Annotated in this window: 15 protein-coding genes; 5 read left to right on the top strand and 10 right to left on the bottom strand. The window is 72.1% G+C overall.

The window, feature by feature from the left end:
• Together ACZ6CL_RS34995 and ACZ6CL_RS34990 are read left to right on the top strand one after the other, a co-directional pair.
• Window positions 1-7,308 (top strand): SDR family NAD(P)-dependent oxidoreductase, encoded by a 7,308-nt coding sequence (locus ACZ6CL_RS34995; RefSeq protein ID WP_468943479.1) that lies wholly within the window; start codon window positions 1-3, stop codon window positions 7,306-7,308.
• Entirely contained in the window at window positions 7,305-8,096 is a 792-nt protein-coding gene (locus ACZ6CL_RS34990; RefSeq protein WP_468943476.1) for a thioesterase II family protein, read from the top strand. The genes ACZ6CL_RS34995 and ACZ6CL_RS34990 overlap by 4 nt, the downstream gene beginning before the upstream one ends.
• Window positions 8,097-8,104: 8 nt before the next feature.
• Here the strand turns inward: ACZ6CL_RS34990 and ACZ6CL_RS34985 are convergent, their stop codons facing one another.
• The 3 genes from ACZ6CL_RS34985 to ACZ6CL_RS34975 form a co-directional block, all read right to left on the bottom strand.
• Window positions 8,105-8,740, bottom strand: coding sequence for a hypothetical protein (locus ACZ6CL_RS34985; RefSeq protein WP_468943474.1), 636 nt, complete (start codon window positions 8,738-8,740; stop codon window positions 8,105-8,107).
• Window positions 8,741-8,811: 71 nt separating this feature from the next.
• Complete coding sequence (locus ACZ6CL_RS34980; protein WP_468943473.1) at window positions 8,812-9,432, bottom strand: hypothetical protein; 621 nt, start codon at window positions 9,430-9,432, stop codon at window positions 8,812-8,814.
• A 79-nt stretch (window positions 9,433-9,511) separates the two neighbouring features.
• Window positions 9,512-10,243, bottom strand: coding sequence for a TetR/AcrR family transcriptional regulator (locus ACZ6CL_RS34975; protein ID WP_468943471.1), 732 nt, complete (start codon window positions 10,241-10,243; stop codon window positions 9,512-9,514).
• Window positions 10,244-10,293: 50 nt separating this feature from the next.
• On the opposite strand from ACZ6CL_RS34975, the gene ACZ6CL_RS34970 reads away from it, so the two are divergent.
• The gene (locus ACZ6CL_RS34970; RefSeq protein WP_468943470.1) at window positions 10,294-11,838 is read left to right on the top strand and encodes an FAD-dependent oxidoreductase; all 1,545 of its coding nucleotides are present in this window, start codon (window positions 10,294-10,296) and stop codon (window positions 11,836-11,838) included.
• Window positions 11,839-11,998: 160 nt separating this feature from the next.
• Here the strand turns inward: ACZ6CL_RS34970 and ACZ6CL_RS34965 are convergent, their stop codons facing one another.
• Window positions 11,999-13,978, bottom strand: coding sequence for a beta-N-acetylhexosaminidase family protein (locus ACZ6CL_RS34965; RefSeq protein WP_468943467.1), 1,980 nt, complete (start codon window positions 13,976-13,978; stop codon window positions 11,999-12,001).
• A gap of 226 nt (window positions 13,979-14,204) precedes the next feature.
• The gene (locus tag ACZ6CL_RS34960) at window positions 14,205-15,398 is read right to left on the bottom strand and encodes a cytochrome P450 family protein (RefSeq protein WP_468943465.1); all 1,194 of its coding nucleotides are present in this window, start codon (window positions 15,396-15,398) and stop codon (window positions 14,205-14,207) included.
• Between the two features lie 92 nt (window positions 15,399-15,490).
• On the opposite strand from ACZ6CL_RS34960, the gene ACZ6CL_RS34955 reads away from it, so the two are divergent.
• Window positions 15,491-17,110, top strand: a complete 1,620-nt coding sequence (locus ACZ6CL_RS34955; protein WP_468943462.1) for an ABC-F family ATP-binding cassette domain-containing protein — start codon at window positions 15,491-15,493, stop codon at window positions 17,108-17,110.
• 14 nt (window positions 17,111-17,124) lie between these two features.
• On the opposite strand, the gene ACZ6CL_RS34950 is transcribed toward ACZ6CL_RS34955, so the two are convergent.
• From ACZ6CL_RS34950 to ACZ6CL_RS34930, 5 genes are all read right to left on the bottom strand, one after another.
• The gene (locus ACZ6CL_RS34950) at window positions 17,125-18,342 is read right to left on the bottom strand and encodes an acyl-CoA dehydrogenase family protein (protein WP_468943459.1); all 1,218 of its coding nucleotides are present in this window, start codon (window positions 18,340-18,342) and stop codon (window positions 17,125-17,127) included.
• 44 nt (window positions 18,343-18,386) lie between these two features.
• Entirely contained in the window at window positions 18,387-19,163 is a 777-nt protein-coding gene (locus ACZ6CL_RS34945) for a crotonase/enoyl-CoA hydratase family protein (RefSeq protein ID WP_468943456.1), read from the bottom strand.
• 59 nt (window positions 19,164-19,222) lie between these two features.
• Window positions 19,223-20,389: a CaiB/BaiF CoA transferase family protein gene (locus ACZ6CL_RS34940; protein WP_468943454.1), complete on the bottom strand. Its 1,167-nt coding sequence runs from the start codon at window positions 20,387-20,389 to the stop codon at window positions 19,223-19,225.
• 132 nt (window positions 20,390-20,521) lie between these two features.
• Entirely contained in the window at window positions 20,522-21,433 is a 912-nt protein-coding gene (locus tag ACZ6CL_RS34935) for a LysR family transcriptional regulator (RefSeq protein WP_468943452.1), read from the bottom strand.
• 10 nt (window positions 21,434-21,443) lie between these two features.
• Entirely contained in the window at window positions 21,444-23,063 is a 1,620-nt protein-coding gene (locus ACZ6CL_RS34930) for a carboxylesterase/lipase family protein (protein WP_468943449.1), read from the bottom strand.
• A 250-nt stretch (window positions 23,064-23,313) separates the two neighbouring features.
• On the opposite strand from ACZ6CL_RS34930, the gene ACZ6CL_RS34925 reads away from it, so the two are divergent.
• The coding region (locus tag ACZ6CL_RS34925; protein WP_468943448.1) for a sigma-70 family RNA polymerase sigma factor at window positions 23,314-23,645 on the top strand (332 nt) is incomplete at its 3' end.

The following is a 23,645-nucleotide window of genomic DNA, read 5'->3' as shown; positions in this document are numbered from 1 at the left end:
ATGGCACGTAAGACGACCTCCACGCAGCCCACACCGCCCATCTCGCACACCTCGTTCACCCGGGAAGAGCAGTCCGGCGATATCGCCATCGTCGGGCTCAGCTGCCGGTTGCCGGGTGGCGTCACGGCGCCCGAGGAGCTGTGGGCCGCGCTCGCGGCCGGGCGCGATCTGGTCGGTGAGATACCGGCTGACCGGTTCGACACCCGCCGGTTCGTGGACACCGATCCACGACGGCCCGGCAAGGCGTACTCGGCCGCGGGCGGATTTCTGGAGGACATCGCCGGGTTCGACGCCGCGTTCTTCGGGCTGTCGCCCCGCGAGGCGAGCCGGATGGACCCGCAGCAGCGGCTGTTGCTGGAGATGGCCAGGGAAGCCCTCGACGACGCGGGTATCGATCCGGGAACACTCGCCGGATCGGACTCCGGGGTCTACGTCGGGGTGAGCAACGCCAACTACGGCCAGCTGCAGTACGCCCGCCCCGAGGCGATCACGGCGTACACGATGGCGGGGGCCGCGCTCTGCAACACCGCCAACCGCATCTCGCACCTGTTCGACCTGCGCGGGGCGTCCATGGCGGTGGACACCGCCTGTTCCTCGTCCCTGGTCGCCCTGCACCAGGCCTGTGCGCAACTGCGTGAGGGAAACGGCGCGGTGGCCCTCGCGTGCGGGATCAACCTCCTGCTGAGCCCGGGGGACTTCATCGGGTTCTCGAAGGCGTCCATGCTCTCCCGGAGCGGCCGTTGCCGTTCCTTCTCCGCGGACGCCGACGGATACGTGCGCGCCGAGGGCGGCGGGGTGGTGGTGCTCAAGCGCCTCGCCGATGCCAGGGCGGACGGGGACACCGTGCACGCCGTGGTCCTCGGCACCGGAACGGGCGCGGACGGACGCACACCCGGGCTCTCGCTGCCCAGCGCACAGGCCCAGGAGCAGCTGATGCGCCAGGTGCACCACCGCGCCGGGGTGCGCCCCGAGGACGTGTCCTACGTGGAGGCCCACGGAACCGGTACGCAGGCGGGCGACCCGATCGAGTGCCGGGCGCTGGGCCACGCGCTCGGCGCGGGCCGGGAGACTCCGCTGCCCATCGGCTCGGTGAAGTCGAACCTCGGCCACCTGGAGTCCGGGGCGGGCCTGGCCGGGCTGCTGAAATGCGTACTGATGCTGCGCCACGGGGTGATCCCGGCGTCGCTGCACGCCGAACCGCTCAACCCCGCCATCGACTTCGCCACGCTGGGCCTGGAACCGGTGACCGCGCCACGGCCGTTGGCCCCGGGGGCGCTGGCGCTCAACTCGTTCGGGTTCGGCGGGGCCAACGCCCACGCCGTCCTCGGCCCGCCCCCCGTGCCCTCCGTACTCCCGCTGCCGGAGGTGACGTCCCTGCCGGTGGTGGTCTCGGCGGCCACCCCGCAGGCGCTCACCGAGGCGGTCACCCGTACCGCCGCCCGGCTCCGGGACACCACCGACGCGTTCTACGACATCGCCTTCACCAGCTGCCGTCGGCGCGGACACCACCGCGAACGGGCCGCCGTGCTGGCGGACAGCGCCGAGGGGGCCGCCGCGCTGCTGGAGACGATCGCCGAGGGCGCCCCCGTGGGCGGGGGCGCGGCGGCGGCCGCGACTCCGGGGCCGGTGGCGTTCGTGTACTCCGGGAACGGCGCCCAGTGGGCTGGCATGGGCGCGGAACTGCTGGACGCCGAACCGGTGTTCCGCGCGGCCGTCACCGAGGTGGACGCCGAACTGGCCGGGCATCTGGGCTGGTCGGTGCTGGCGGAGCTGCGGTCCGCGAAGCCGGAGCCGCACCGGACGGAGATCGCACAGCCGCTGCTGTTCGCGGTGCAGATCGGGCTGACCGCGCTGCTGCGGGAGCGTGGCATCAGCCCCGCCGCGGTGGCGGGCCATTCGGTGGGCGAAGTGGCGGCGGCACACGCCTGCGGGGCACTGGACCTGGCCGCCGCCTGCCGGGTCATCGCCGAACGCGGCCTCGCGCAGGCGGACACGGCGGGTGGCGGACGGATGGCGGCGGTCGGGCTCTCCGCCGACGAGGCCGCCGCGCTGATCGCCGACCGGGACCTGGAACTGGCCGGGGTGAACAGCCCCACCGATGTGACGCTGGCCGGGTCGGCCGAACAACTCTCCGCGCTCGGCGACGAGTTGCTCCGTCGCGGTGTGTTCTTCCGGGAGCTGGACCTGGATTACGCCTTTCACAGCCGGTCGATGGACCCGATCCGGGACCGTCTGCGTACCGGACTGGCCGGGCTGGCGTCGCGCTCCGGCACCGCGGCGTTCGTCTCCACCGTCACCGGTGGCACGCTGCCGGGCACCGAGCTGGGCGCCGGATACTGGTGGCGCAACATCCGCGAGCCGGTGCTGTTCGGCCCCGCCGTCGATGCGCTGGTGGCCGAGCACGGCTGCGGCACGATCGTGGAGGTCGGCCCCCGTCCGGTGCTGCTCGGCTATCTGCGCAGGCAGTGCGCCACCGCGGACCGGCCGGTGACCACGGTCGGCTCGCTGTCCCGCGAGTCGGCCGGTGCGGCCGCGGTACGGACCACCTGCGCGGCCGTCCTCGCGGCCGGGGCCGACGTCGACTGGGACGCCTGGTTCCCGGTGCGCGGCCGTGTCGTACCGCTGCCCGCCTACCCATGGCAGCGGGAACACCATCTCAACGGCGACCCCAGCTGGTGGTCGGCGGGACCGGGCGCCGGGGAGGAGTCGGGACACCCACTGCTCGGCGACCGGCTGCCCAGCGCGGAACCCACCTGGCAGACGCCGGTCGAGCCGTCACGGCACGGCTGGATCGGCGACCACCGGGTCAGCGGGGCGGTGGTGATGCCCGGCGCCGCGTATCTGGAGATGGCGCTCGCGGCCGGTCGCCGAACCGGCCACGAGGGGGCGGTGGAGGTCACGGGCCTGGACATCGGCACGGCACTCGTCCTGCCGTGGGACGACCCGGACATGGACGTCACCGTGCAGACCTCCCTCTCCGGTGAGGTGGCCCGGATGGCCTCCCGCCGGGGCGGTGAGGACTGGCAGGAACACGCGCGGGGACGGGTGCGCCGACTGCCCACCGGGCCACCGGCGCCGCTGGACGTGGCCGCCCTCCGCGAGGCCGCACGGACCGTGGTCTCCGGGGAACGGCACTACACGCGGATGCGGCAGGTCGAGCTGGCGTACGGGGAGGCGTTCCGCGGTGTGCAGCGGCTCTCCGTGGCCGATGAAACGGTGCTCGCCGACTACGCCAACCCCTCGGGGGCGGGGGAGTTCCTCGCCCACCCGGCCCTGATCGACGCCACGCTGCAGTCCATCGGGGCGCTGCTCCCGCACGCCGAGAACGGGCAGGTCCACCAGTTCCTGCCCGCCGTGCTGGAGCGGGTCAGGTTCTGGCGGACCCCCGCCGACCGGGGCGTGGCACTGATCCGGGCGCGCGACCTGTCGCTGCGCGAGGCGGTGGTGGACATCACCGTCATGGATCCGGACGGCACCGTGGCCATGGAGCTGCACGGTGTCCGGGTACGCCGGAACAAGGGCGCGGCGAGCGGTGTCGGCCGCGTCGTCAGCGCCCTCCAGGCCGCCCCGCTTCCCGGCTCCACCGGCCCGGCCGGGCTGCCGACGGCCGCGGCGCTCGCCGCCGCGCGGGCAGACGAAGTGGCGGCCCTGACCGAGGCGTTCCGGCACTACGACCCCCACGCCTTCGTCCGCCGCGTCACCCACCTGACCGGTCACTTCGTGACGGCCGCGCTCGCCGAACTGGAGGCGAAGGGCGCGCGGCCGGTCAACAGGCCGCTGTACGAGAAGCTGCGGGCGCTCGCCGTACGGGAAGGTGTGCTCGACCGGACCCCGGAACCCGACCGGCTCCTGGCCGACCTGCTGCGGGACTTCCCCGGCATGGCGCCGGAGCTGCTTCTGTACGCGCGGTGCGGTCCGCAACTGGCCGGTCTGCTCACCGGAGACGTGGATCCGGTGCGGTTGCTGTTCTCGGACACCGAGCGCCTCGCCGAACTGCACTACATGACCTCCCTGGCACACCAGTACCTGAACCGGACGGCCAGAGAACTCCTCACCGAGCTGGTCGAGGCGTGGCCGGAGGACCGGCCGCTGCGGATCCTGGAGGTCGGCGCCGGTACCGGGTCCACCACCGCCTGGCTGCTGCCCCGGCTGCCCGCCGACCGCGCCACGTACGTCTACACGGACATCTCCAGCGCGTTCTTCCCCCGCGCCCGCCACCGGTTCGCCGACCACCGGTTCCTCGACTACCGGACGCTGGACCTGGACCGGGACCCCGCCGAACAGGGCTTCACCGCCGCCTCCTTCGACCTGGTGATCGCCGCCAACGTCCTGCACGCCACCACCGATGTGCGCCGGGCCCTCGGCCATGTCGCCGAACTCCTGGACAGCGGCGGGCGGTTGCTCGCCGCAGAGTTTCACGACAACGACCTCTTCGCCCCCTGCTACGGACTGCTCACCTCGGCGGCCGAGTTCACCGACACGGACCTGCGCGAGGACACGCTGCTCGCTCGTGAGCAGTGGCCCGAGGTGCTGCGATCCGCCGGGTTCGCCGATGTCGTACAGCTCGGTGAGGAGCCCATCTGCTCGGTGCTCTTCGCCGACCGGGGCGAACGCGAACAGCCCGCGCCGCCACCCGAGATCGCCTCGCCCGGCCACTTCCTGGTGGCGACGGACGGCCTCGACGATCTGCCCGCGTCCGTCGCGGCGCGGCTGCGCGACCTGGGGTGCTCGGTGAGCCACGCCGACGCCTCGGGGGACCCCGCGCGATGGGGCGCCGCGCTGAACGACACCGACGAGAGCACCGGAATCCTGGTCATGCTCGGCGAGGACAGCGAGGTCACCGGCGAGGACGACGTCGGCCTGGTGGTCCGGCAAGCGGCGATCCTCAGGGCCATGGTCACCGCCTGCCAGGCGCTGCCCGAGAGCCGTGAGGTGCGCGCCTGGGTGCTGACGCCCGGTGCGCACACCGCGGTCCCCGAACGCCCCGCCCCGGCCGCCGCCTGGGCCCAGGCCCGCACCCTGACCAGCGAAAACCCTCTGTTGAGGGTCCGCAGGATTACGGTGGCCCCCGGCGCGACCGCGGCGGACGTCTGCACGGAGCTGCTCGCCGACACCGAGGAAGACGAGGTCGTGCTCACTGGGGGCGGGCGCTTCGTACCGCGGATCACCCAGCGCACGCCCGCCACCCGCGCAGTCCGCCCCTTCGCCCTGGCCGTGGCGGACGACGGACCGGCCTGGACGGCGGTGGCCGAGCCGGCGCCAGGCCCCGGAGAGGTGGTCATCGAGGTGCGGGCGGCGGCGCTCAACTACGCCGACATCATGGTCTCCCGGGGACTGGTGCCACCCATGGCCGAGACACCGGACACCGGAACTCCGCTGCTGGGCCTCGAATGCGCCGGAGTGGTGACCCGCGTCGGTGCCGGTGTGGCCGAACGGGCCGTGGGCGACCGGGTGATGGTCGCGCAATCCGGCAGCCTCACCACGCACGTGCGCTGCCGCGCCCGGCTCACCGTTCCGATCCCCGACGGCATGCCGTTCACCGAGGCGGCGACCATCCCGACGGTCTTCGCCACCGTGCACTACGGCCTCGACTACCTGGCCCGGCTCCGCCAGGGCGAGACGATCCTCGTCCACGGTGCCGCCGGTGGCGTGGGCCTGGCCGCTCTGCGGTACGCCGAGCACGCCGGGGCCACCGTCATCGCCACCGCGGGGACCCCGGCCAAACGCCAACTGCTGCGCCTGCTCGGCTACGAACACGTACTGGACTCGCGCGGACTCGGCTTCGCCGATGAGGTCCGCGAGATCACCGGAGGCCGCGGAGTGGACGTGGTACTCAACTCGGTGGCGGGGGAGGCGCTGGGCCGTGGCATGGAGTTGCTGCGCCCGCACGGCCGTTTCGTCGAGCTGGGGAAGCGCGACATCCTCGCGGACAACGCGCTCGCCCTGCGGCCCTTCTCCCGTGACCTCTCCTTCTTCGGGGTCGACCTCACCAGTCTGCTCCAGGACGACGGACCAGTGGCCGGGGAGATGATCGCCGAACTGGCCGAGCGCGTGGCGTCCGGGGTGTACCGGCCGCTGCCGCATCTCACCTACCCGGCGCACCAGATCGCCGACGCCATGGCGCTCCTGCGGGACTCCCGGCACATCGGCAAGATCGTCATCACGCTCGACCCCGCCGAGCCGGTCCCCGTACGGGTTCCGCGGCCGCCCATGGCCCTGGACCCGGAGGCCACGTACCTCGTCACCGGCGGACTGGGCGGTTTCGGCGCGGCCACCGCCGTCTGGCTGGCCCGGTGCGGGGCGCGCCACCTGGCGCTGGCCTCCCGCGGCGGCGCCACCCACCCGGAGGCCGCCGCGTCGCTCGCCCGCCTCGCCGAGGAGGGGGCGCGGGGGACCGCCTACGCCACCGATATCACCGACCCCGTGGCCACCCGGGAGCTGGTGGCCGCCATCGATGCCACCGGCCATCCGCTGCGGGGCGTCATCAACGCCGCCATGGTGCTCGACGACGTCCTCGACGACGCCACCGCCGTGGAGCTGGACGATGAGCGCACCCGCGCGGTGGTGACCCCGAAACTCGACGGGACGGCACACCTGGACCGGCTCACCCGTGACCGGCCACTCGACTTCTTCGTCTTCTACAGCTCCATCTCCGCCCTCGCCGGAAACCTCCGCCAGAGCACCTACGCCGCGGGCAACCTGGCGGGTGAGGCGATCATCCGGCAACGCCGGGCCGCGGGGCTGCCCGCACTCGCCGTGCAGTGGTGCGCCATCTCGGACACCGGCTACGCCGACCGGGCGGGCATGGCCGACACCATGCGGCAAGCCGGTTTCGGCGAACTCGACTCCACGACCGCCACCCGCGCTCTCGGCGAGCTGATCACCGATCCCGATGTGGACGTCATCATGGTGGGGAACACGGACTGGGCGCAGACCGCGAAGCTCCTCCCCGCCGTCGCCGCCCCCCGCTTCACCGACCTGCTGCCCGCGCCGGACGCCGATCTCCATGACACCGACCGGAACATTCCGGAGCTGCTGCGTTCGGCGGCCGAGCCGGAGGCGCTGGACATCGTCACCGAGGTCCTGGTCTCGGCGCTGGCCACGGTATTGCAGACCACCCCGGAGCGGATCGACCCGGACACCCGGCTCGACCAGCTCGGCCTGGAGTCGCTGATGGCGGCCGAGCTGAGTTCCGTACTGCAGCGCAGGCTGGACTGCGTCGTCCCGACGATGGAGCTGGCCACCGCCGCCGGTGTCCGACAGCTCGCCCCACGCCTGCTCGGGAGGGTCAGGAGGGGCGCCGCATGACCTCGCCCCCGCCGTTCCCCACCCCACGGCTCAACCGGCTCACCGACCGGCAGACCGCGCGGATCCGGGTGTACTGCGTGCCGCCGTCCGGCACCGGGTCCGAGTTCTTCCTGCCCTGGGCCGCCGCGTTCTCCGAACTCTTCGACCTGGTCGCCGTCGACCTGCCGGGCCGCGGCACCCGCACCGCGGAACCGTCGATCACCGATGTCGACTGGGCCGCCACCGGCATCGCGGAGGCCATCGCCACGGACCTCGGCCACCGGCCACCCGCCGACGGTTTCCACGCCGTCTTCGGCCACAGCTTCGGAGCGCTGCTCGCCTACGAGGCCACCCACCGGCTCCGCGCGGTGGCGCACACCGAACCGGGCCTGCTCGCGCTGTCCGCCGTCCCGCCGCCGAACCGCGGCGGCCTCGGCGACCACATCGCGCGCAACCTCGGTTCCGGGATCGCCGCCATCACCGAGATCATGGGCTGGGAGGAGCCCACCGACGACGCGCTCACCCGCACCGTCTACACCCCATTCCTCGCGGACGCGGTGGCCCTGCTGCAACACACCCGGCAGCCATGCCCCCCGCTGCGCGCGCGACTGAGCGTCTTCGGCGGCTCCGACGACCCGATGGTCGACCCCGGGACACTGCACGAGTGGAGCACGCACACGACGGCCGACACCCGCGTCCACCACTTCCCCGGCGGCCACCACTACCTACGCGCCCACGTCCCCGAGGTTGCCGCCCGCCTCACGGACGACCTGCTGTCCGCGTACCGGAACCCGGCGGGCCACGGCTGATCGCGGGCTCAGAACGGCAGGCCGATCAGGCCCCAGTCGTGGCGGGCGGTCTCCGTCACTACGTCGCCCCATTCGCGGATGAGGGCGCTGAACTCCTCGAAGGTGTCCGGGCGTCCGGCCCAGCCCTCGCACTCAGCGGCGAAGGGGCCGCGCAGCTTCTCCAGGTGCGGCGCCGCCCGCTCCCAGGCGTGGGCCTTGGCGCGCGTCCCCTCTGGCGGGCAGACGAGGAGCAGGTCGCGCCGCCAGCGATCGGTGGCGGGCGGGAAGAAGCCCCCGCCGCCGGTCAGCGTGGGGTCCTCGTCCGGGTCCTCGTCCCAGATCAGGCCGTTCAGGAAGTGGTCCATCACCTCGCGCAGCGACGCCTCGGCGAGCGGCCGCATGTCGTCCCACGCATCGCCTGCGCGGCTATGCCACGCGTAGGTGCCGGTGGTGCTGAAGAAGCGGTACTCGGCGCACCACGCCGGGTCCTGTTCCGGTGGCCAGACCCAGCCGTCGGCCGTGCTGTACGTGCTGTGCGTGCCGTCGTGGTCGTCGTCGGGACCGGTCGGCCACATAGCGTCGTCCAGTGCCTTGACGCGGTCTTCGACGGGGAACGCGCGGAGCCGTTCCCAGTCGGCCATGAGCACGGTGAGGTCCAGTCCCATGGCGGCAGCCTACGCAGCTCGACGTGTGGCCACGACACCGAAGATGGCGACAGAGACCACCGGTGGCGGGGTCAGGTTCGGGGGCGCACCTGGATGGCCGCGCGGTCGTAGGCGCCGTAGGTGATCAGGTCCTCGGCTATGAGCAGGACCACCCAGGAGTCGCCCCGCTCCCACATCAGGTACGTGTGCACGGCCTCCTCGTCGTCGGGGAGCCGCTGCATGCCCTCGGGCAGCGGGGCGCCCAGACGGGCGCGGAGCAGCTCGGATACCCGCTGGTACTGGGCCTCGAAGTCCTCGGCCGTGGCCTCTGGGTTCACGTCCCGTCGGCTGTGGAAGGGGCCGAACTCGTTGTCCCATTCCTCGGCGTCCACCGGATCGGTGAAGTACGCGAAGGGGTGCTCGACGAAGCAGCCCGTCCGGCAGTCGGGGTGGTCGCAGACCACGGTGGGGTCCGGATCGCGGCGGCATCCGGGGGCCTCACCGAGCAACAGCCACCAGTCGTCCACCCCTTCCTCGCCGCTGATCCACCAGGGCTCTTCCCAGCCCACGCCCGGCTCGTCGGGGTCCTCGCCGGCACACCAGCCGTTGCGTGCGAAGGCGTCCTCGTACGCCTGTCGGCTCCAGGGCAGGGTCGCGAGTTCGATCACGCGGTCCAGGAGGGCGTCGCCGAGGGGCAGCAGTTGCATGGCCATGGGTGGACGCTATCGGACGCGCCGATTCCGGTGTGGCGGACCGGATCCGGACCGCCGCGGCCCGGCCCCGGGTTCGCGGCTAGCGGCGGTGTGCGAGGCCGCCGATCATCAGGGCGAGGGTGAAGTCGAACCGGTCGTGGCCCTCGCCCGCGGTCAGCTCGGCGGCGTGGCGGGTGGTGTGGGGGAAGGTCTCGGCGGGCAGGGCGGCGAACCGGCGCAGCAGTTCGTCGCGGTCGACGACCCAAGCGGCGTCGTCGTGTGCCGATCGCTGGCGCGCGATCGATGTCTCCAGGCAGTAGGCGGCCACGTACAGCAGGAGGGCGTCGATGGCCCAGGCGGCGGCCTGCGGGGCGACATCGCCCGCGAGCAGGATCGCCAGCATTGCCTCGCTGACGCGCAGGGTTTCCCGGTCGGTGGGGGCCATGGCGAGCGCGGCGCGGGAGATTCCGGGGTATTTCAGGTACTGGTCGCGGATCTGCGCGCACACGTCGCGGAGCTGCTCCCGCCAGGCCGCAGGGTCGGGCTCGGGCAGGTTCAGCTCGGCGCACAGCCGCCCGATGAGCAGCTCGTCGAGGTCGGCCTTGTTGACCACGTGGGCGTAGAGCGAGGCGGGTCCGGTGTCGAGCGCCCCGGCCAGTCGGCGCATGGTCAGCGCCTCGTAGCCCTCCGTGGCGATGACGTCCAGCGCGGTGTCCACGACCTGCTCCACGGTGATCGGCGCCTTGGCCTTGCGGCGCCGTGGCCTGGGGTCGGCTCCGGCCTCGGGGGTCGGCGGCTGGTGGCGTGCCGCGCGTCGCTCTCTCGGGTTCACCCGGCCACCCTACCTTGACACGAACGCTGTTCGTACATAGAACACTGTTCGTGAAAGCGAACCAGGATGTGGATGTGACCGTGGTCGGAGCCGGGCCGGTGGGCCTCGTGCTCGCCGCGGAGCTGGCGCTCTCCGGGGCGAGAGTGCGCGTACTCGAGCGACGGACCGAGCCGGACGAGTCGATGAAGGCGGGCGGGGTCAACGTGCCGACGGCCGAGGCCCTCGACCGCCGTGGCCTGCTGACCGCCGCCGAGCAGGTGCAGCGAGAGACGCTCGAGCGGGTGGGGTCGTTCGCTCGCGGGGCCGACGACCAACCGCCCGGTGGCGGTCGGCGAGTGCCCGAGCCGCGCTTCACCGGACACTTCGCGGGCTTGATCCTCGACGCCGACCTCGTGGACTGGTCCGATCCCGACCTCGCCGCGCACGCCGCGGTCGCCGGAGCGCGGATGGTGCCGCAGCGTGAGCTGGAGCAGCTGCTGACCGGCCATCTCGCACGGCTCGGCGTACCGGTGCGTCGCGGCGTCGAGGTCACCGCGCTCGACGCCACCGGCGACGGCGTGCTCGTCGGCACGTCCGCCGGGACGACGCACACCGGGTGGCTGGTCGGGTGCGACGGCGGGCACAGCGTCGTGCGCCGCCTCGCGGGCATCGACTTCCCCGGCACCGGTCCCGAACTCACCGGACACCTGGCGGTCGCCGACATCGCCGACCCTTCGCTGCTCGACGACGGATGGGTGTGGTCGACGCGGGGGGCGTACCGCTACGGGCCACAGCCCGGGCGGGTGGTCACCGTGGAGTTCGACGGCGGTCCCGCCGACCGATCGGCACCGGTCACCCTGGAGGACGTGCAGAGCAGCCTGCGCCGGGTCTCGGGCACCGACGTCACACTGACCGCGCTGCGCGGCGCCGCGACCCGCTGGACCGACAACGCCCGCCAGGCCGCGACCTACCGGTCGGGGCGGGTGCTGCTGGCCGGAGACGCCGCGCATGTGCACTCGCCGTTCGGCGGCCAGGGGCTCAACCTCGGGGTGGGCGACGCGATGAACCTCGGCTGGAAGCTCGGTGCCGTGGTCGCCGGATGGGCACCCGAAGGGCTGCTCGACACCTACGACACCGAGCGCCGTCCCCTCGGCGCCTGGGTGCTGGACTGGACGCGGGCCCAGATCGGGGTGATGCGCGGGGACGCCACATCGGCCGCGCTCCGGGAGGTCGTCGGCGACTTGCTGAACACGCGAGCGGGCGCGACCCACGCGGTCAAGAAGATCTCCGGTGTCACGCAGCGCATCGATCTGCCGGGCGACCATCCGCTGGTCGGACGGTTCGCCCCCGACCTGTGGCTGGCGGACGGCTCCCGGCTGGTCGACCACGGTCACGGCGGCGGGTTCCTGCTGCTCGACCGTACGCCGGACGGCGCGTTCGCCCGCCTCGCCGCGGCCTGGGCCGGGCGGGTCAGCGGCGTGACCGACAACCACGCGGCCCCGGCCGGGGTGTTGGTACGCCCGGACGGGGTGGTCGCCTGGGCCACCGACACCGCGGCCGGTACCGGTCTCGAAGCCGCTCTGCACCAGTGGGCGGGCGCGCCCCCGGTCAGCTAGTGCCGCGTCAGCCAAGGTTCACCCCGCTCACCGCCCTGGCACGGCCATCTGCGGCGTTGCCGAATCGACCGAGTAGGCCCACTACGAGGCCGATCCGGCGCCTTGCGGCTGACCGCACCAGGCCGTCTCGCTACCGGGTAAACCTTGACTGACGCGGCAACTAGCCAGCCGTAGAGGATGTCGCCCGGGTGCCCGTTCCGCCGAGGCCGGGCGCGGCCGCCAGGAAGGTGTCGAGGACTCCGTCGGCGACGCGGACCGGGCCCTCGGGGCGGGTCTCGCCCGGGATCGTACGGATCCGCCCGGCCTGCTGGGCCAGCGACGACGCCTCGGCGAACCACCGCTCGGCCTGCCCGGTGTCGCCGTCGAGCCGGGCGCCCAGCGCGTCCAGGGTGCGTGCGAAGGCGCGGCCCCACAGCGTCAGCGCGTCCAGCCACGGCGCGCTGTCCGCCACGAAACCACGGTCGGCCACGTCCGCCCTGATGGTGGCCGGTGCGGTGGCCAGCAGTGTCGCGGAGGGGCGCAGGGCGTCCAGCGCCGCCCGCTGCCGTCCGGCGTTCCAGTCGGTACGGAACTGGGCCATCCGGGCGGCCAGTTGGGGCGCCTGCGGCTGCCAGGGCTTGTCGCCGAAGGTGGGCGCGAGGTGCTGGGTGTCGAAGAAGGCCAGCAGCGCGGAGACGGTGGCCGCGTCCGCGTCGTTCCCGGCCAGGTACGCGGCGGCGGCCCGCCAGGTGCGGTCCGGGTCGTACGCCGTGTCGTTCCAGGCGAAGTCCGCGCCGCCGAAGAGGGCGACCTTGCTGGCGGCGGCCTGGTTCATCGGGTTGAGGACCAGCCCGGAGAGCTGCTGGTGCAGACCGGACTCACGGGCGTCGTACGGGGCGAGCAGCAGCCGTCCCTCGGCCTGACCGTAGTCGTTGACCGGGTAGTTGTCCCAGACGAACACCTTGCGCCCCCAGACGGTGGCGGCACGCGTGGCGTCGGCCACGGTGATCCGCGGCGGCACCACATCGGTCCCGGTCCACATGACCTCGACCCGTGAGTCCAGCCGCTCGCGCAGGGTCTGCTTGTACGCGGTGTCGGCGAGGTCGCCGTATTCGGTCGGCACCATCTGGAGCGGCGCGGTGCCCTCGCGCGCGTCCAGGAACTGCTTCTGCACCCGGTTCAGCAGATCGGCCTGCGCCGCGCCCGCGGCGCGCTGCGAGGGTTCGCCGTAGGCGGTGCGGTCGGCGGCACAGTTCCACCGGGTGTAGCTGATGTCGTCCAGCGGCACCGAGAAGCTGCGCACCCCGAGGTCGTACATCGCCCCCAACTTGGCCTGGAGCGCCGTGAACTCGGCGGGATCGCTGTAGCAGAGGGAGTTGCCGGGGGAGAGGGCGAAGGTGAACCGCACATGGTGGTCGGCGGCCTGCCGGACCAGCTCACCGAGCTGGGCGAGCTTGTCGGCCGGGTACGGCTCGCGCCACTTCTCCCGGTGGTACGGGTCGTCCTTGGGCGCGTAGACGTACGTGTTCATCTTGACGTCCCCGTAGAACGCCAGCTGATCCATGCGCTCTGCGTGGGTCCACGGGCTTCCGTAGAATCCCTCGATCACTCCGCGCAGTGGCATCAGCGGGTGATCCACGACGGACACGGAGGCGATCGCACGCTTGCCGGTGACCAGCTGACGCAGCGTCTGCGCCGCGTAGTACGTCCCGTCGGCGTCCGCGCCCGCGAGCGCCACCGCCCTGCCCCGCGCGGCGAGCGCGTACCCCTCCGCGCGCAGTTCTCCGGGCACCCGGCCCCCGGCGGCCCGCAGCGCCTTCGCGATCCGGGCGTCGGAGATCCGCCCGACGGTCACCGTCAGCCCCGGCCCGGAGCCGCCCCGCAGGTGCCGGGCCCCCGCGCGGCGCAGCACGGAGGCGACGAGGTCGCGCGTGGGTTGGTCCACCCCGTCGCCGTAGACCACCCGCACCGCTGCGGGCACCGCGACGTCCGGGCCGAGCCGGGCCATCGTCTGCGGACGCGGGACGACGGACGGCAGCACCCCGGATCCGCCCGGCTGTGCGGCCCCGGCGGCGGTGGCGGTGGTGCCGAGGGGCAGCAGCAGCCCGAGGAAGGTGAGGAACGCGATCACAGCGGCCAGAGGGCGGGAGCTACGGCGCATGGGACATCTCCTCCGTGGCGTGACGTGGCGTGGCGTACGGCGGCGGTGCACGGCGGTGACACGTGGAGCGGAGTGAGCGACGGGGCGGATGCGGTGCCCGGTGCGTGGCGTTCCGGGAACACATACCCACGACCCGGGACCGGTGAATCCCGGCGCGGTCGTTCAAGTGGAGGGACGGCGGAACCGCAACAGGGATCCAGCGGAGCACTCGGCCGTCGCCGTCACCTCACAGGGAGACGGGAAGTGATCGCAGGCTGCGGCTGCGCAGGGATGCCGTCCACCGCAGGGCGTCGACGGAGCCGAGCAGTGCGAGCCTCGGGAAACGCCGCACTAGGGATGTCACGGCGATGGTGTTCTCCATGCGGGCCAGGGCCGCGCCCGGGCAGAAGTGGGGGCCGTGCCCGAAGGAAAGGTGCGTGGTCACTTCGCGGTGGGGGTCGAACGCGTCCGGTTCCGCGAAGCGGTCGGGGTCGCGGTTGGCCGACGCCCAGGACAGCCAGACGCGCTCACCGGCCGGGATGGCGGTGCCGTCCATCTCGATGTCCTCGGTGGCGAAGCGCCGGACGGCGAGCATGGTCGGGGGATTCCAGCGCAACACCTCCTCCGTCACCGCGTCCATGGCCAGCTCGCCGGTACGGACGGCCATCAGGTGCCGTGGGTGGGTCAGCAGCGCCAGCACGCTGGTGGCGATCAGGCTCGCCGTGTTGTCGTAGCCGCCGAAGAGCAGGAGGAAGGCCATGGCCACCAGTTCGTCCTCGCTCAGCCGTTCTTCCTCGTCGCGCGCCGCGATGAGGGCCGACAGCAGATCGTCCCTGGGCGCCACGCGTTTGCGGTCGATGAGGTGTGCCAGGAAGCGGTGCATCTCCCGCATGGCCTCGCGGGAGCGTTGGGGGGCGCCGGGCTCGGAACTCAGCAGGGTGTTCGTCCAGCGCCGGAAGTCCAGGCGGTCGTCGGACGGAACACCCATCAGGTCGCAGATCACCGTCATGGACAAGGGATGGGCCAGATCCGCGACGACATCGGCGCGGTCTTTCGAGGCCATCGTGTCCAGCAGCTGGTCGGATGCCTGCCGCACCGCGTCCCGCAGGCTCTCCGTACGGCGAGGGGTGAACGCCGTGCCCACCAGGCGGCGCAGGCGTGCGTGGGTGGCGGAGTCGCTGTTGAGCAGATGCGCGTCCAACTCGGCGGGCATCGAGTGAACATGGCCGCAGGCGGCCCGCGCATACCGCTTGCTGACCGACAGCCGCCGATCCGCGGCGGCGGCGCGGACATCCTGGTATCGCGTCACCAGGAAGAGCGGGCCTCCGTCGGGGTCGACGGCCCGGTGCACCGAACCGGTTCGGCGTAAGGCGGCACAAGAGGCGTGCGGGTCCGCGAGGAAAGTCCCGTCCAGCGGAAACGGGGTCTGTGGCGTGGGCATGGGTTCTCCTCCTGAAGGGGGCGTTGTCGCCTCTCTCCGACTCTAGGAAATGCCTTGCCGGTCATGGCGCGGTGACAAGAGAATGCCGGGTCATGGGACATCTGGAGGCCGCGCATCTCGCCTACTTCCTGCCGGACGGGCGGTTGCTGCTCGGTGATGTGTCGTTCCGGGTGGGTGAGGGCGCCGTCGCCGCGCTGGTGGGGCCGAACGGGGCGGGGAAGACCACACTGCTGCGGCTTCTCTCCCGCGAGGCGGAACCCCATGAGGGGACGGTGACCGTCAGCGGCTCACTGGGCGTGATGCCGCAGTTCGTCGGTTCCGTCCGGGATGAGCGGACCGTGCGGGACCTGCTGGTCTCGGTGGCGCGGCCCGCCGTACGGGAGGCCGCCCGCGCGGTCGACGAGGCGGAACTCGCGATCATGGAGCGGGACGACGAGGCCGCCCAGATGGGTTATGCCCAGGCGCTCAGCGACTGGGCCGAGGTGCGTGGCTACGAGGCGGAGACGCTCTGGGACATGTGCACCACGGCGGCGCTCGGGGTGCCGTACGAGAAGGCGCGGTGGCGCGCGGTGCGCACGCTCAGCGGGGGCGAGCAGAAGCGACTGGTGCTGGAGGCCCTGCTGCGGGGCCCCGACGACGTCCTGCTGCTCGACGAGCCGGACAACTACCTGGACGTGCCGGGCAAGCAGTGGCTGGAGGAGCGGCTCCGGGAGACACCCAAGACCGTGCTGTTCATCAGCCACGACCGGGAACTGCTGTCCCGCGCGGCCGAACGGATCGTCAGTGTCGAGCCCAGCCCGGCGGGCAGCGACGTATGGGTCCACGGCGGCGGTTTCGCCACGTACCACACGGCCCGCGACGAGCGGTTCGCACGGTTCGAGGAGCTGCGTCGGCGCTGGGACGAGAAACACACCCAGTTGAAGCGCCTGGTGCTGGACATGCAGCGGTACGCGGCGCGAAGCGATGAGATGGCGTCGCGCTATCAGGCGGCGAAGACCCGGCTGCGGAAGTTCCAGGAGGCGGGCCCGCCCCCCGAGCCGCCGCGCAAGCAGGACATCACCATGCGGCTGGCGGGCGGACGCACCGGGGTCCGGGCGCTGACCTGCCGGGGGCTGGAGCTGGAAGGGCTGATGCGCCCCTTCGACCTGGAGGTCTTCTACGGCGAGCGGGTGGCCGTTCTGGGGTCCAACGGGTCGGGCAAGTCCCACTTCCTGCGGCTCCTGGCCGGTGAGCACGTCGCCCACCGGGGGGAGTGGAAGCTGGGCGCGCGCGTCGTGCCCGGCCACTTCGCGCAGACCCATGCCCGCCCCGAGCTGACCGGCCGCACACTCGTCGAGATCCTGTGGACCGACCACGCCCGGGACCGGGGCCGGGCGATGAGCGCCCTGCGGCGCTATGAGATGGAACGCCAGGGTGACCAGCTCTTCGACCGGCTCTCGGGCGGCCAGCAGGCCCGTTTCCAGATCCTGCTGCTCGAACTGGCCGGGACGACCACGCTGCTGCTGGACGAGCCGACCGACAACCTGGACCTGGAGTCGGCGGAAGCGCTGCAGGAGGGCTTGGAGGCGTACGACGGCACGGTGCTCGCCGTCACCCACGACCGCTGGTTCGCGCGCTCCTTCGACCGCTTCCTGGTCTTCGGCTCGGACGGTGTCATCCGCGAGACAGCGGAGCCGGTGTGGGACGAGCGCCGCGTCGACCGGCTCCGCTGACGAGGACTACGGACTCACACGAAGGCGCTCTGGCCAGTGATCGACTTCCCGACGATCAGGGTGTTCATCTCACGGGTGCCCTCGAAGGAGTAGATGGCCTCGGCGTCGGCGAAGAACCGGGCGATGTCGTGCTCCAGGAGGATGCCGTTGCCACCGAAGATCTCCCGGCCCCAGGCCACGACCTCCCGCATCCGGGAGGTGACGAACGCCTTGGCCAGGGCGGAGTGCTCGTCGTGGAAGATACCGGCGTCCTGCATCCGGGCGAGCTGCGCCAGCATGCCCCAGGAGGCGGTGACGTTGCCCAGGCTCTTGACCAGCAGGTCCTGCACGAGCTGGAAGCCACCGATCGGACGGCCGAACTGGTGGCGCTCCCGGGCGTAGCCCAGCGCCAGTTCGTATGCACCGGCCATCACACCCAGCGCCTGCCACGCCACTCCGCCACGGGTGGCGCGCAGGATCTCGGCGACGTCCCGGAAGGAGTTGATGTTCTGCAGCCGGTTGGCCTCCGGCACCCGGACGTCGGTCAGGGTGATCTCGGCGTTCTCCACGATCCGGAAGGCGAGCTTGTTCTCGATCTTCGCCGGGCTGAACCCGGGCATGTCCTTCTCGACGACGAAGCCCTTGACGTGGTTGTCGTCGACGTCCCGGGCCCACACCACGACGTAGTCGGCGAACGTGGCGTTGCCGATCCACTTCTTGGCGCCGTTCAGGACCCACGTGTCGCCTTCGCGCCGGGCGGTGGTGCGCATGCCGCCCGCGACGTCGGAGCCGCCGAGCGGTTCGGTCATGGCGAACGCGCCGATCTTGTCCATCGCGGCCATCTCCGGGAGCCAGCGGTCGCGCTGTTCCTGGTCGCCGCCCGAGTGGATGGAGTACATCGCCAGGCCGTTGTGGACGCCGAAGAAGGTGGACACCGAGGCGTCGGTGCGGGCCATCTCCATCGCCAGCATGCCGCTCAGGAGGTTGCTGACGGCGGGGCGGTGGGCGCCGTAGCCCTCGTAGGGCAGGCCCGCGAGGCCGCTGTCACGGAACAGGGTGATCAGCTCCCTGGGGAACTCGCCCCTGGCCCAGTTCTCGTTCACCAGCGGCCTGACGTGGTCGCGCAGGAGGGCGCGCGCCCCGAGGAGGATCTTGCGCTCCTCGTCCGGCAGCAGCGACTCGTAGTGGTAGAAGTCGGCGGCCAGTTCGTCCGCGATCGGCCCGACGGCCGACGGCTGCGCGGGGGTGGTCATCTCGGTACTCCTCCCTCGGAAGTGGTCGTGGATCATGTCGTGCCTCACCGCCCCGTCCACTGTGCGGCGCGGCGTTCGGCGAAGGCGGTCATGCCTTCGCGGACGTCGGCCGAGGCCATCAGCGCCGCCATCTCCCCCCGCTGGAAGGCGAAGGCGTCGGCGTCGGACGCGCCGTCCGCCGCGCGGACGACGCGCTTGACGGCTGCCAGCGCGAGCGGGGCGTTGTCGCCGAGCTGGTCGGCGAGCCGGAGCGCCTCCGCGACGGCCTGTCCGGCGGCGGTGACCCGATTGGCCAGGCCCAGTTCGGCGGCGCGGCGGCCATCGACCGGCTCGCCGGTCAGCAGCAGCTCCATGGCCAGGTGGTACGGGATCCGCTGGGGCAGGCGGATCACACCGCCGCCCGCGGCGATCAACCCGCGCTTGACCTCGGGCAGGCCGAACCGGGCCTCCTCGGCAGTGACGATCAGATCGCAGGCCAGGGCCAGTTCGAACCCGCCGCCCATGGCCCAGCCCTCCACGGCGGCGATCAGGGGCTTCTCCCGGTCGGCCTCGGTCAGGCCGCCGAACCCGCGGCCCTCGACCTCGGGCGACTCGCCCCGCATCGCCGCCTTGAGGTCCATCCCGGCGCTGAACGAACCTCCCGCGCCGGTCAGGACACCGGCCCGGAGCGCGGGGTCGGCCTCCAGTTCGTCCAGTGCGCCGGTCAGGCCGGTGGCGACCGCCGCGTTCACGGCGTTGCGGGCCTCGGGGCGGTCGAGGGTGATCAGCAGGGTGGAGCCGATCCGTTCGGTGCGTACGGGGTGTGCTGGGGAAGTGCTCATGGGTGTCCTCGGAGAGCGGTGGTGTGCGGGACGGCGGCGTCAGCGCGTGGCGGCGGCGCTCAGCGCGTGGCGTCGAACTCGGCGAACACGTCCTCGGTGTCCTGGCCCGCGACCGGCGCCAGCCGGCGGATCGAGCCGGGAGTGGCGGAGAAGCGCGTCGGGATACCGATGGTGCGGAGGGTGCCCTCGGTCGGGTGCTCGACGGTGTCCAGCAGGTGGCCGTCCCGGACGTACGGATCCTCGTGGGCGCGGTCCAGTTCCAGCACCGGAGCCATCGGAATGCTGTGCTTGGCGCACACCTCGGTCCATTCCGCGGTGGTCAGCGCCGGGGCGCAGGCGTCGATCAGCGCGGCCAGGCCCTCGTAGTCGGCCCGGTCGATCTCCTCGCCGCACACCCGCGGGTCCTCGGCGAGGTCCGGGCGCCCGGCGGCCGCGAAGAAGTCCCGGTAGTTGCGCGGGTTGTACGGGATCACGCAAGCCAGACCGTCCTTGGTGCGCACCGCCTTGTGCCCGTTGGCCATCGACAGGTGGAAACCGGTGGGGCCCATCTCGGGCTCGTAGGTGTGGCCCGCCAGGTGCTCGACCAGGTTGAACGCGATCAGCGTGTCCGTCATCGGGATCTCGACGAGCTGGCCCCGGCCGGTCCGGTCCCGGTGCAGCAGGGCGGCGAGCACGCTGTAGGCGATGGTCAGCGAGGAGACCTTGTCGCCGATGATGGTGGGCAGGTAGACGGGCTCGCCCAGGGCCCGGTCGGCGATGTCGACCAGGCCGGAGGCGGCCTGCACGGTCTCGTCGTAGGCGGCGTTCCCGGCCCGGTCCGAGTCGCCGCGGAAGCCCTGCGCGTGCGCGTAGACGAGCCGCGGATGACGGGAGGCGATGTCGTCGTAGGACAGGCCCAGGCGGGTCAGCGCGCCGGGCCGCATGTTCGTGATCAGCACGTCAGCGGTGTCGATCAGTTCGAGCGCCCGTTCCCGCTCCGTCTCGTCCTTGAGGTTGAGGGTCACGCTGCGCTTGTTGCGATTGACGTTGAGGTTCAGCGCGGTCATGCCCGGCGTGGTGCGGTAGGGGCCCACCCGCACGGTGTCGGCGGGCGACTCGATCTTGATCACGTCGGCGCCCAGGTCCCCGAGGATCTGGGCCGCGTAGGGGCCCATCACCACGGTCGAGAGGTCGATCACGCGCACGCCTTCCAGGGGACCGGCGATGGTATCCGTGATGTCCGTCATCGTTGTGCCTTCACTCCTTGCTCCGCTGCTGTGTATGTATCTGGAAACTAAATTAGCAAGGGAGGGGTGAAGACGGAATGATCATGTTGCGAAAAGCGGTGTGACCACAGTGGTCATACCGCTTTCCGGAATTCAGGTGTGGAGTGGCTCGGCGAATATGTCGCGGGCAGCGGACGCGACTTCTTCCAGGTCACCGCCGTCGGCGCGGTCCTGGCGCCAGATCAGTCCGGTCTCCAGGCGGGGGTGGAAATCAGAAAAGGGGAGGACGGTGACATTGTCGAGTCGATAATTCTGCAGAGGGCTTCTCGGGTCCAGCATGGAAATGGAAAATGCCAGACCACTCGACACTATTTCGGAAACCCCGTCGAAGGTCGCGCTGCTCAGTTTGATGCGCTTCTTGAGGCCGAGATCCGACAGTTGCTGATCGAGTCCGCGGAAGTACGCGTGGGCCACCGCCACGGGAGAACCCGCGTAGGCGAGGTCGGCCAGTTCCGCCAGCGCGACCGACTCCCGCCCGGGGAACCCGTCCCGGGGCACGACCGCGCCGAGCCGTTCCGACATCACCGGCAGCTGCTCCAGCGCCGGGTCGCCGCCGACCGGAAGCCGGGCCAGGGTCAGCGCCAGTCTGCCGTCGCACACCGCGTCGACCAGGCGGTCGGTGGAGCCCGGCCACCGTTTGATCTCGAACCGGTCGCGGACCCGCTCGGCGAGGGCGTCGATACGCGTCCGCAGGTCCGGGTGGATGCCGGTGGGTACGCCGAGCAGCACGGTGGTCCGCTGCGGCCGGGTCGTCTCGTCCAGCCGCCACTTGATGGAGTCGACCTGCTCCAGGACACCGCGCGCGATCGGCAGCAGCGCGCTGCCCGCCGGGGTGAGCCTCACATGGTGGGTGTCGCGGTCGAACAGCCGGTGTCCCAGTTCCTCCTCGAGATCCTTGATCCGCCGGCTCAGCGGGGACGCCGCCATGTGCAGTTTGCGCGCCGCGGTGGAGAAGTTCAGTTCCTGGGCGACGGCGGCGAAGTAACGCAGGTGCAGAAGCTCCACGGAACCCACCCTAGGACGTGCCGCGGTCGCGCAGCGCGCCCGCGAGGTGGGCCGGGTCGGTGGTCAGCCAGTCGTAGCCGATCCCGTTCCAGAAGGAGCACTGGTGTTGTGCCGCGTACGCCTTCGAGCTGACGGTCTTGCTGCTGTCGCCCGGCAGCAGCGACATCAGGCGGCCGCCGCGGTACGGCGGCCACGCCGCCTGCCCCCGCGCCGTGGGGTCCGCGTCGCGTACGAACGCGCCCCAGTGGCGCACCATCGTCCGCGACAGTTTCCGCTGCTCCGGTGTGAGGGGCTTCTGGGCCATGCTGGGCCACAGGTAGGCGAGTTCGGTGGCGTGGCTCGCGCCCGCCGCGAAGCCCGGGGGAACGGGGCCGGGGGAGGGCGTGTCGCGGTCGCCGAATTCGTAGAAGTACGTCTTGGGCTGCTGGGACGCGAAACGGCCCGCGAGGCGTTGGTATTGGCAGCCGCCCATCCCGTAGAAGACGCTGCTGTCGGTCCACACCGCGCTGAGGGCGTACGCCGCGTTGTACCGGCCGGGGCGTGCGCCGTACGGGTAGCGGGTGAGCACCCCGCCGGCGTGCGGACCGTAGTGCTGCCGGATCACCCGCTCGTACTGCGCCTTGGTCGCGTTCGCGAACGGGGGTGTCCACTTGCGTATCTCATCGCGGTTGGTGCCGATGAGGAGGGGGACGTCGGCGAACCGGCCGGAGCGCACCGCGAGACCCGGCGCGACCGGCAGTTCGGGGACGCCGGACACGGGCAGGGGGCCGTTCAGGATGCCACCGAACTCGCGCCCGGCGGCGAGCACGTCGTCCGGCCGCTTGGCCCGCAGACAGGACACGGCGGTCGCGGAATCGCGGCAACCGGCGGCGGTGGCAACGCTCCTGCCGCGCGCCCTGGCCTGCGCGGGCGTGAGGCTCGGACACCCTCCGCTCTGGATGATGGCGCGGTCGAACAGACCGCGGGCCGGGGGCGAGGCCAGCAGGGAACACACGGACTGGCCACCGGCCGACTCGCCGGAGAGCGTCACCCGGCCGGGGTCCCCGCCGAACGCGCCGATGTTCCGCTGGGTCCAGCGCAGCGCCGCCATCTGGTCGAGCAGACCGTAGTTGCCCGCGCCGCGCGCGCTCAGCCCGGGCAGGTCGAGGAAGCCGAACACGCCGAGCCGGTAGTTGATGGTGACGACCACGATGTTGTTGGTCCGCGCGAGCAGCGAGCCGTCGTAGAGGTCGCCCGCACCGCTCATGAAGCCGCCACCGTGAATCCAGAACAGGACCGGCAGCGGACGCTGCGTGCGCCGCTCGGGGGCGTAGACGTTGAGGTACAGGCAGTCCTCACTCGTGCCCGGGCCGTCACCGGTGGCCGTCTGGACGCAGCGCGCGCCGGGGCGGTCCGCCGACCGGACACCCGGCCACTCGGCGGCGGGCGACGGCGGCTGCCAGCGCCGGTCGCCGACGGGTGGCGCGGCGTACGGAATGCCGAGGTACCGGCCGACCCCGCCCGTGGCGGCCCCCGCGACCTCGCCCTTGTCGGTGGACACCGTCAAGGGGCGCGACACCGTGGGCGCGGCCGAGGGGACGGTGAGCAGCGCGGCCAGGCTCACGGCGGCGGCGAGTATGCGTCGGATCATGGATCGTCCTGGACCTCCCGGAAACAGGTGTCCATCGAATCATGTGGCGCACCCGCGCCTCGATACCCCCGTACGGACCGCGGGCGGAGGTTGTTTGCGGGTGACCGCCGGGGGCAGGCGCCTGAATGTGCTTCGGAACGGAGGCACGCCCACGGGAGCGGTTCGGCTGCTCCGGGGTGTGCTCTGTCCGGCACCCCAGAGCGGTCAGATCTCTCCCACGCCGCCCACGCATGAGGGGAGAGACCGGCGCATGACTGCCGTACGCACACGAAGCAAGCACTCGCACGATGACGCTCCCGACACCTCCGCCCAGTTCGAGCGCATCGCCGCGCTGCCCGAGGGCCCGGAGAAGGAGGCGCTGCGGCAGGACGTCGTCCGTGCCTGGATGCCGATGGCGGAGCGGCTGGCGCGGCAGTTCCGCAACCGCGGTGAGCTGGCGGATGACCTGCGGCAGGTGGCGATGCTCGGCCTGGTGAAGGCCGTCAAGCGGTACGAGCCCGAGCGCGGCAGCGCGTTCGCCAGCTTCGCCGTGCCGACCGTCGTCGGGGAGATCAAGCGCCACTTCCGGGACCACATGTGGGG

The sequence above is a fragment of the Streptomyces sp. NPDC041200 genome, assembly GCF_055591805.1.
Note: the sequence above shows the minus strand (reverse complement) of the source record. Positions and strands in the feature narration are given on the sequence as shown.

Bases quoted from the DNA above. Each gene is read 5' to 3' on its own strand.
- ACZ6CL_RS34995 (WP_468943479.1), top strand. From the start codon at position 1: ATGGCACGTAAGACGACCTCCACGCAGCCCACACCGCCCATCTCGCAC.
- ACZ6CL_RS34990 (WP_468943476.1), top strand. From the start codon at position 7,305: ATGACCTCGCCCCCGCCGTTCCCCACCCCACGGCTCAACCGGCTCACC.
- ACZ6CL_RS34985 (WP_468943474.1), bottom strand. From the start codon at position 8,740: ATGGGACTGGACCTCACCGTGCTCATGGCCGACTGGGAACGGCTCCGC.
- ACZ6CL_RS34980 (WP_468943473.1), bottom strand. From the start codon at position 9,432: ATGGCCATGCAACTGCTGCCCCTCGGCGACGCCCTCCTGGACCGCGTG.
- ACZ6CL_RS34965 (WP_468943467.1), bottom strand. From the start codon at position 13,978: ATGCGCCGTAGCTCCCGCCCTCTGGCCGCTGTGATCGCGTTCCTCACC.
- ACZ6CL_RS34960 (WP_468943465.1), bottom strand. From the start codon at position 15,398: ATGCCCACGCCACAGACCCCGTTTCCGCTGGACGGGACTTTCCTCGCG.
- ACZ6CL_RS34955 (WP_468943462.1), top strand. From the start codon at position 15,491: ATGGGACATCTGGAGGCCGCGCATCTCGCCTACTTCCTGCCGGACGGG.
- ACZ6CL_RS34950 (WP_468943459.1), bottom strand. From the start codon at position 18,342: ATGACCACCCCCGCGCAGCCGTCGGCCGTCGGGCCGATCGCGGACGAA.
- ACZ6CL_RS34945 (WP_468943456.1), bottom strand. From the start codon at position 19,163: ATGAGCACTTCCCCAGCACACCCCGTACGCACCGAACGGATCGGCTCC.
- ACZ6CL_RS34940 (WP_468943454.1), bottom strand. From the start codon at position 20,389: ATGACGGACATCACGGATACCATCGCCGGTCCCCTGGAAGGCGTGCGC.
- ACZ6CL_RS34930 (WP_468943449.1), bottom strand. From the start codon at position 23,063: ATGATCCGACGCATACTCGCCGCCGCCGTGAGCCTGGCCGCGCTGCTC.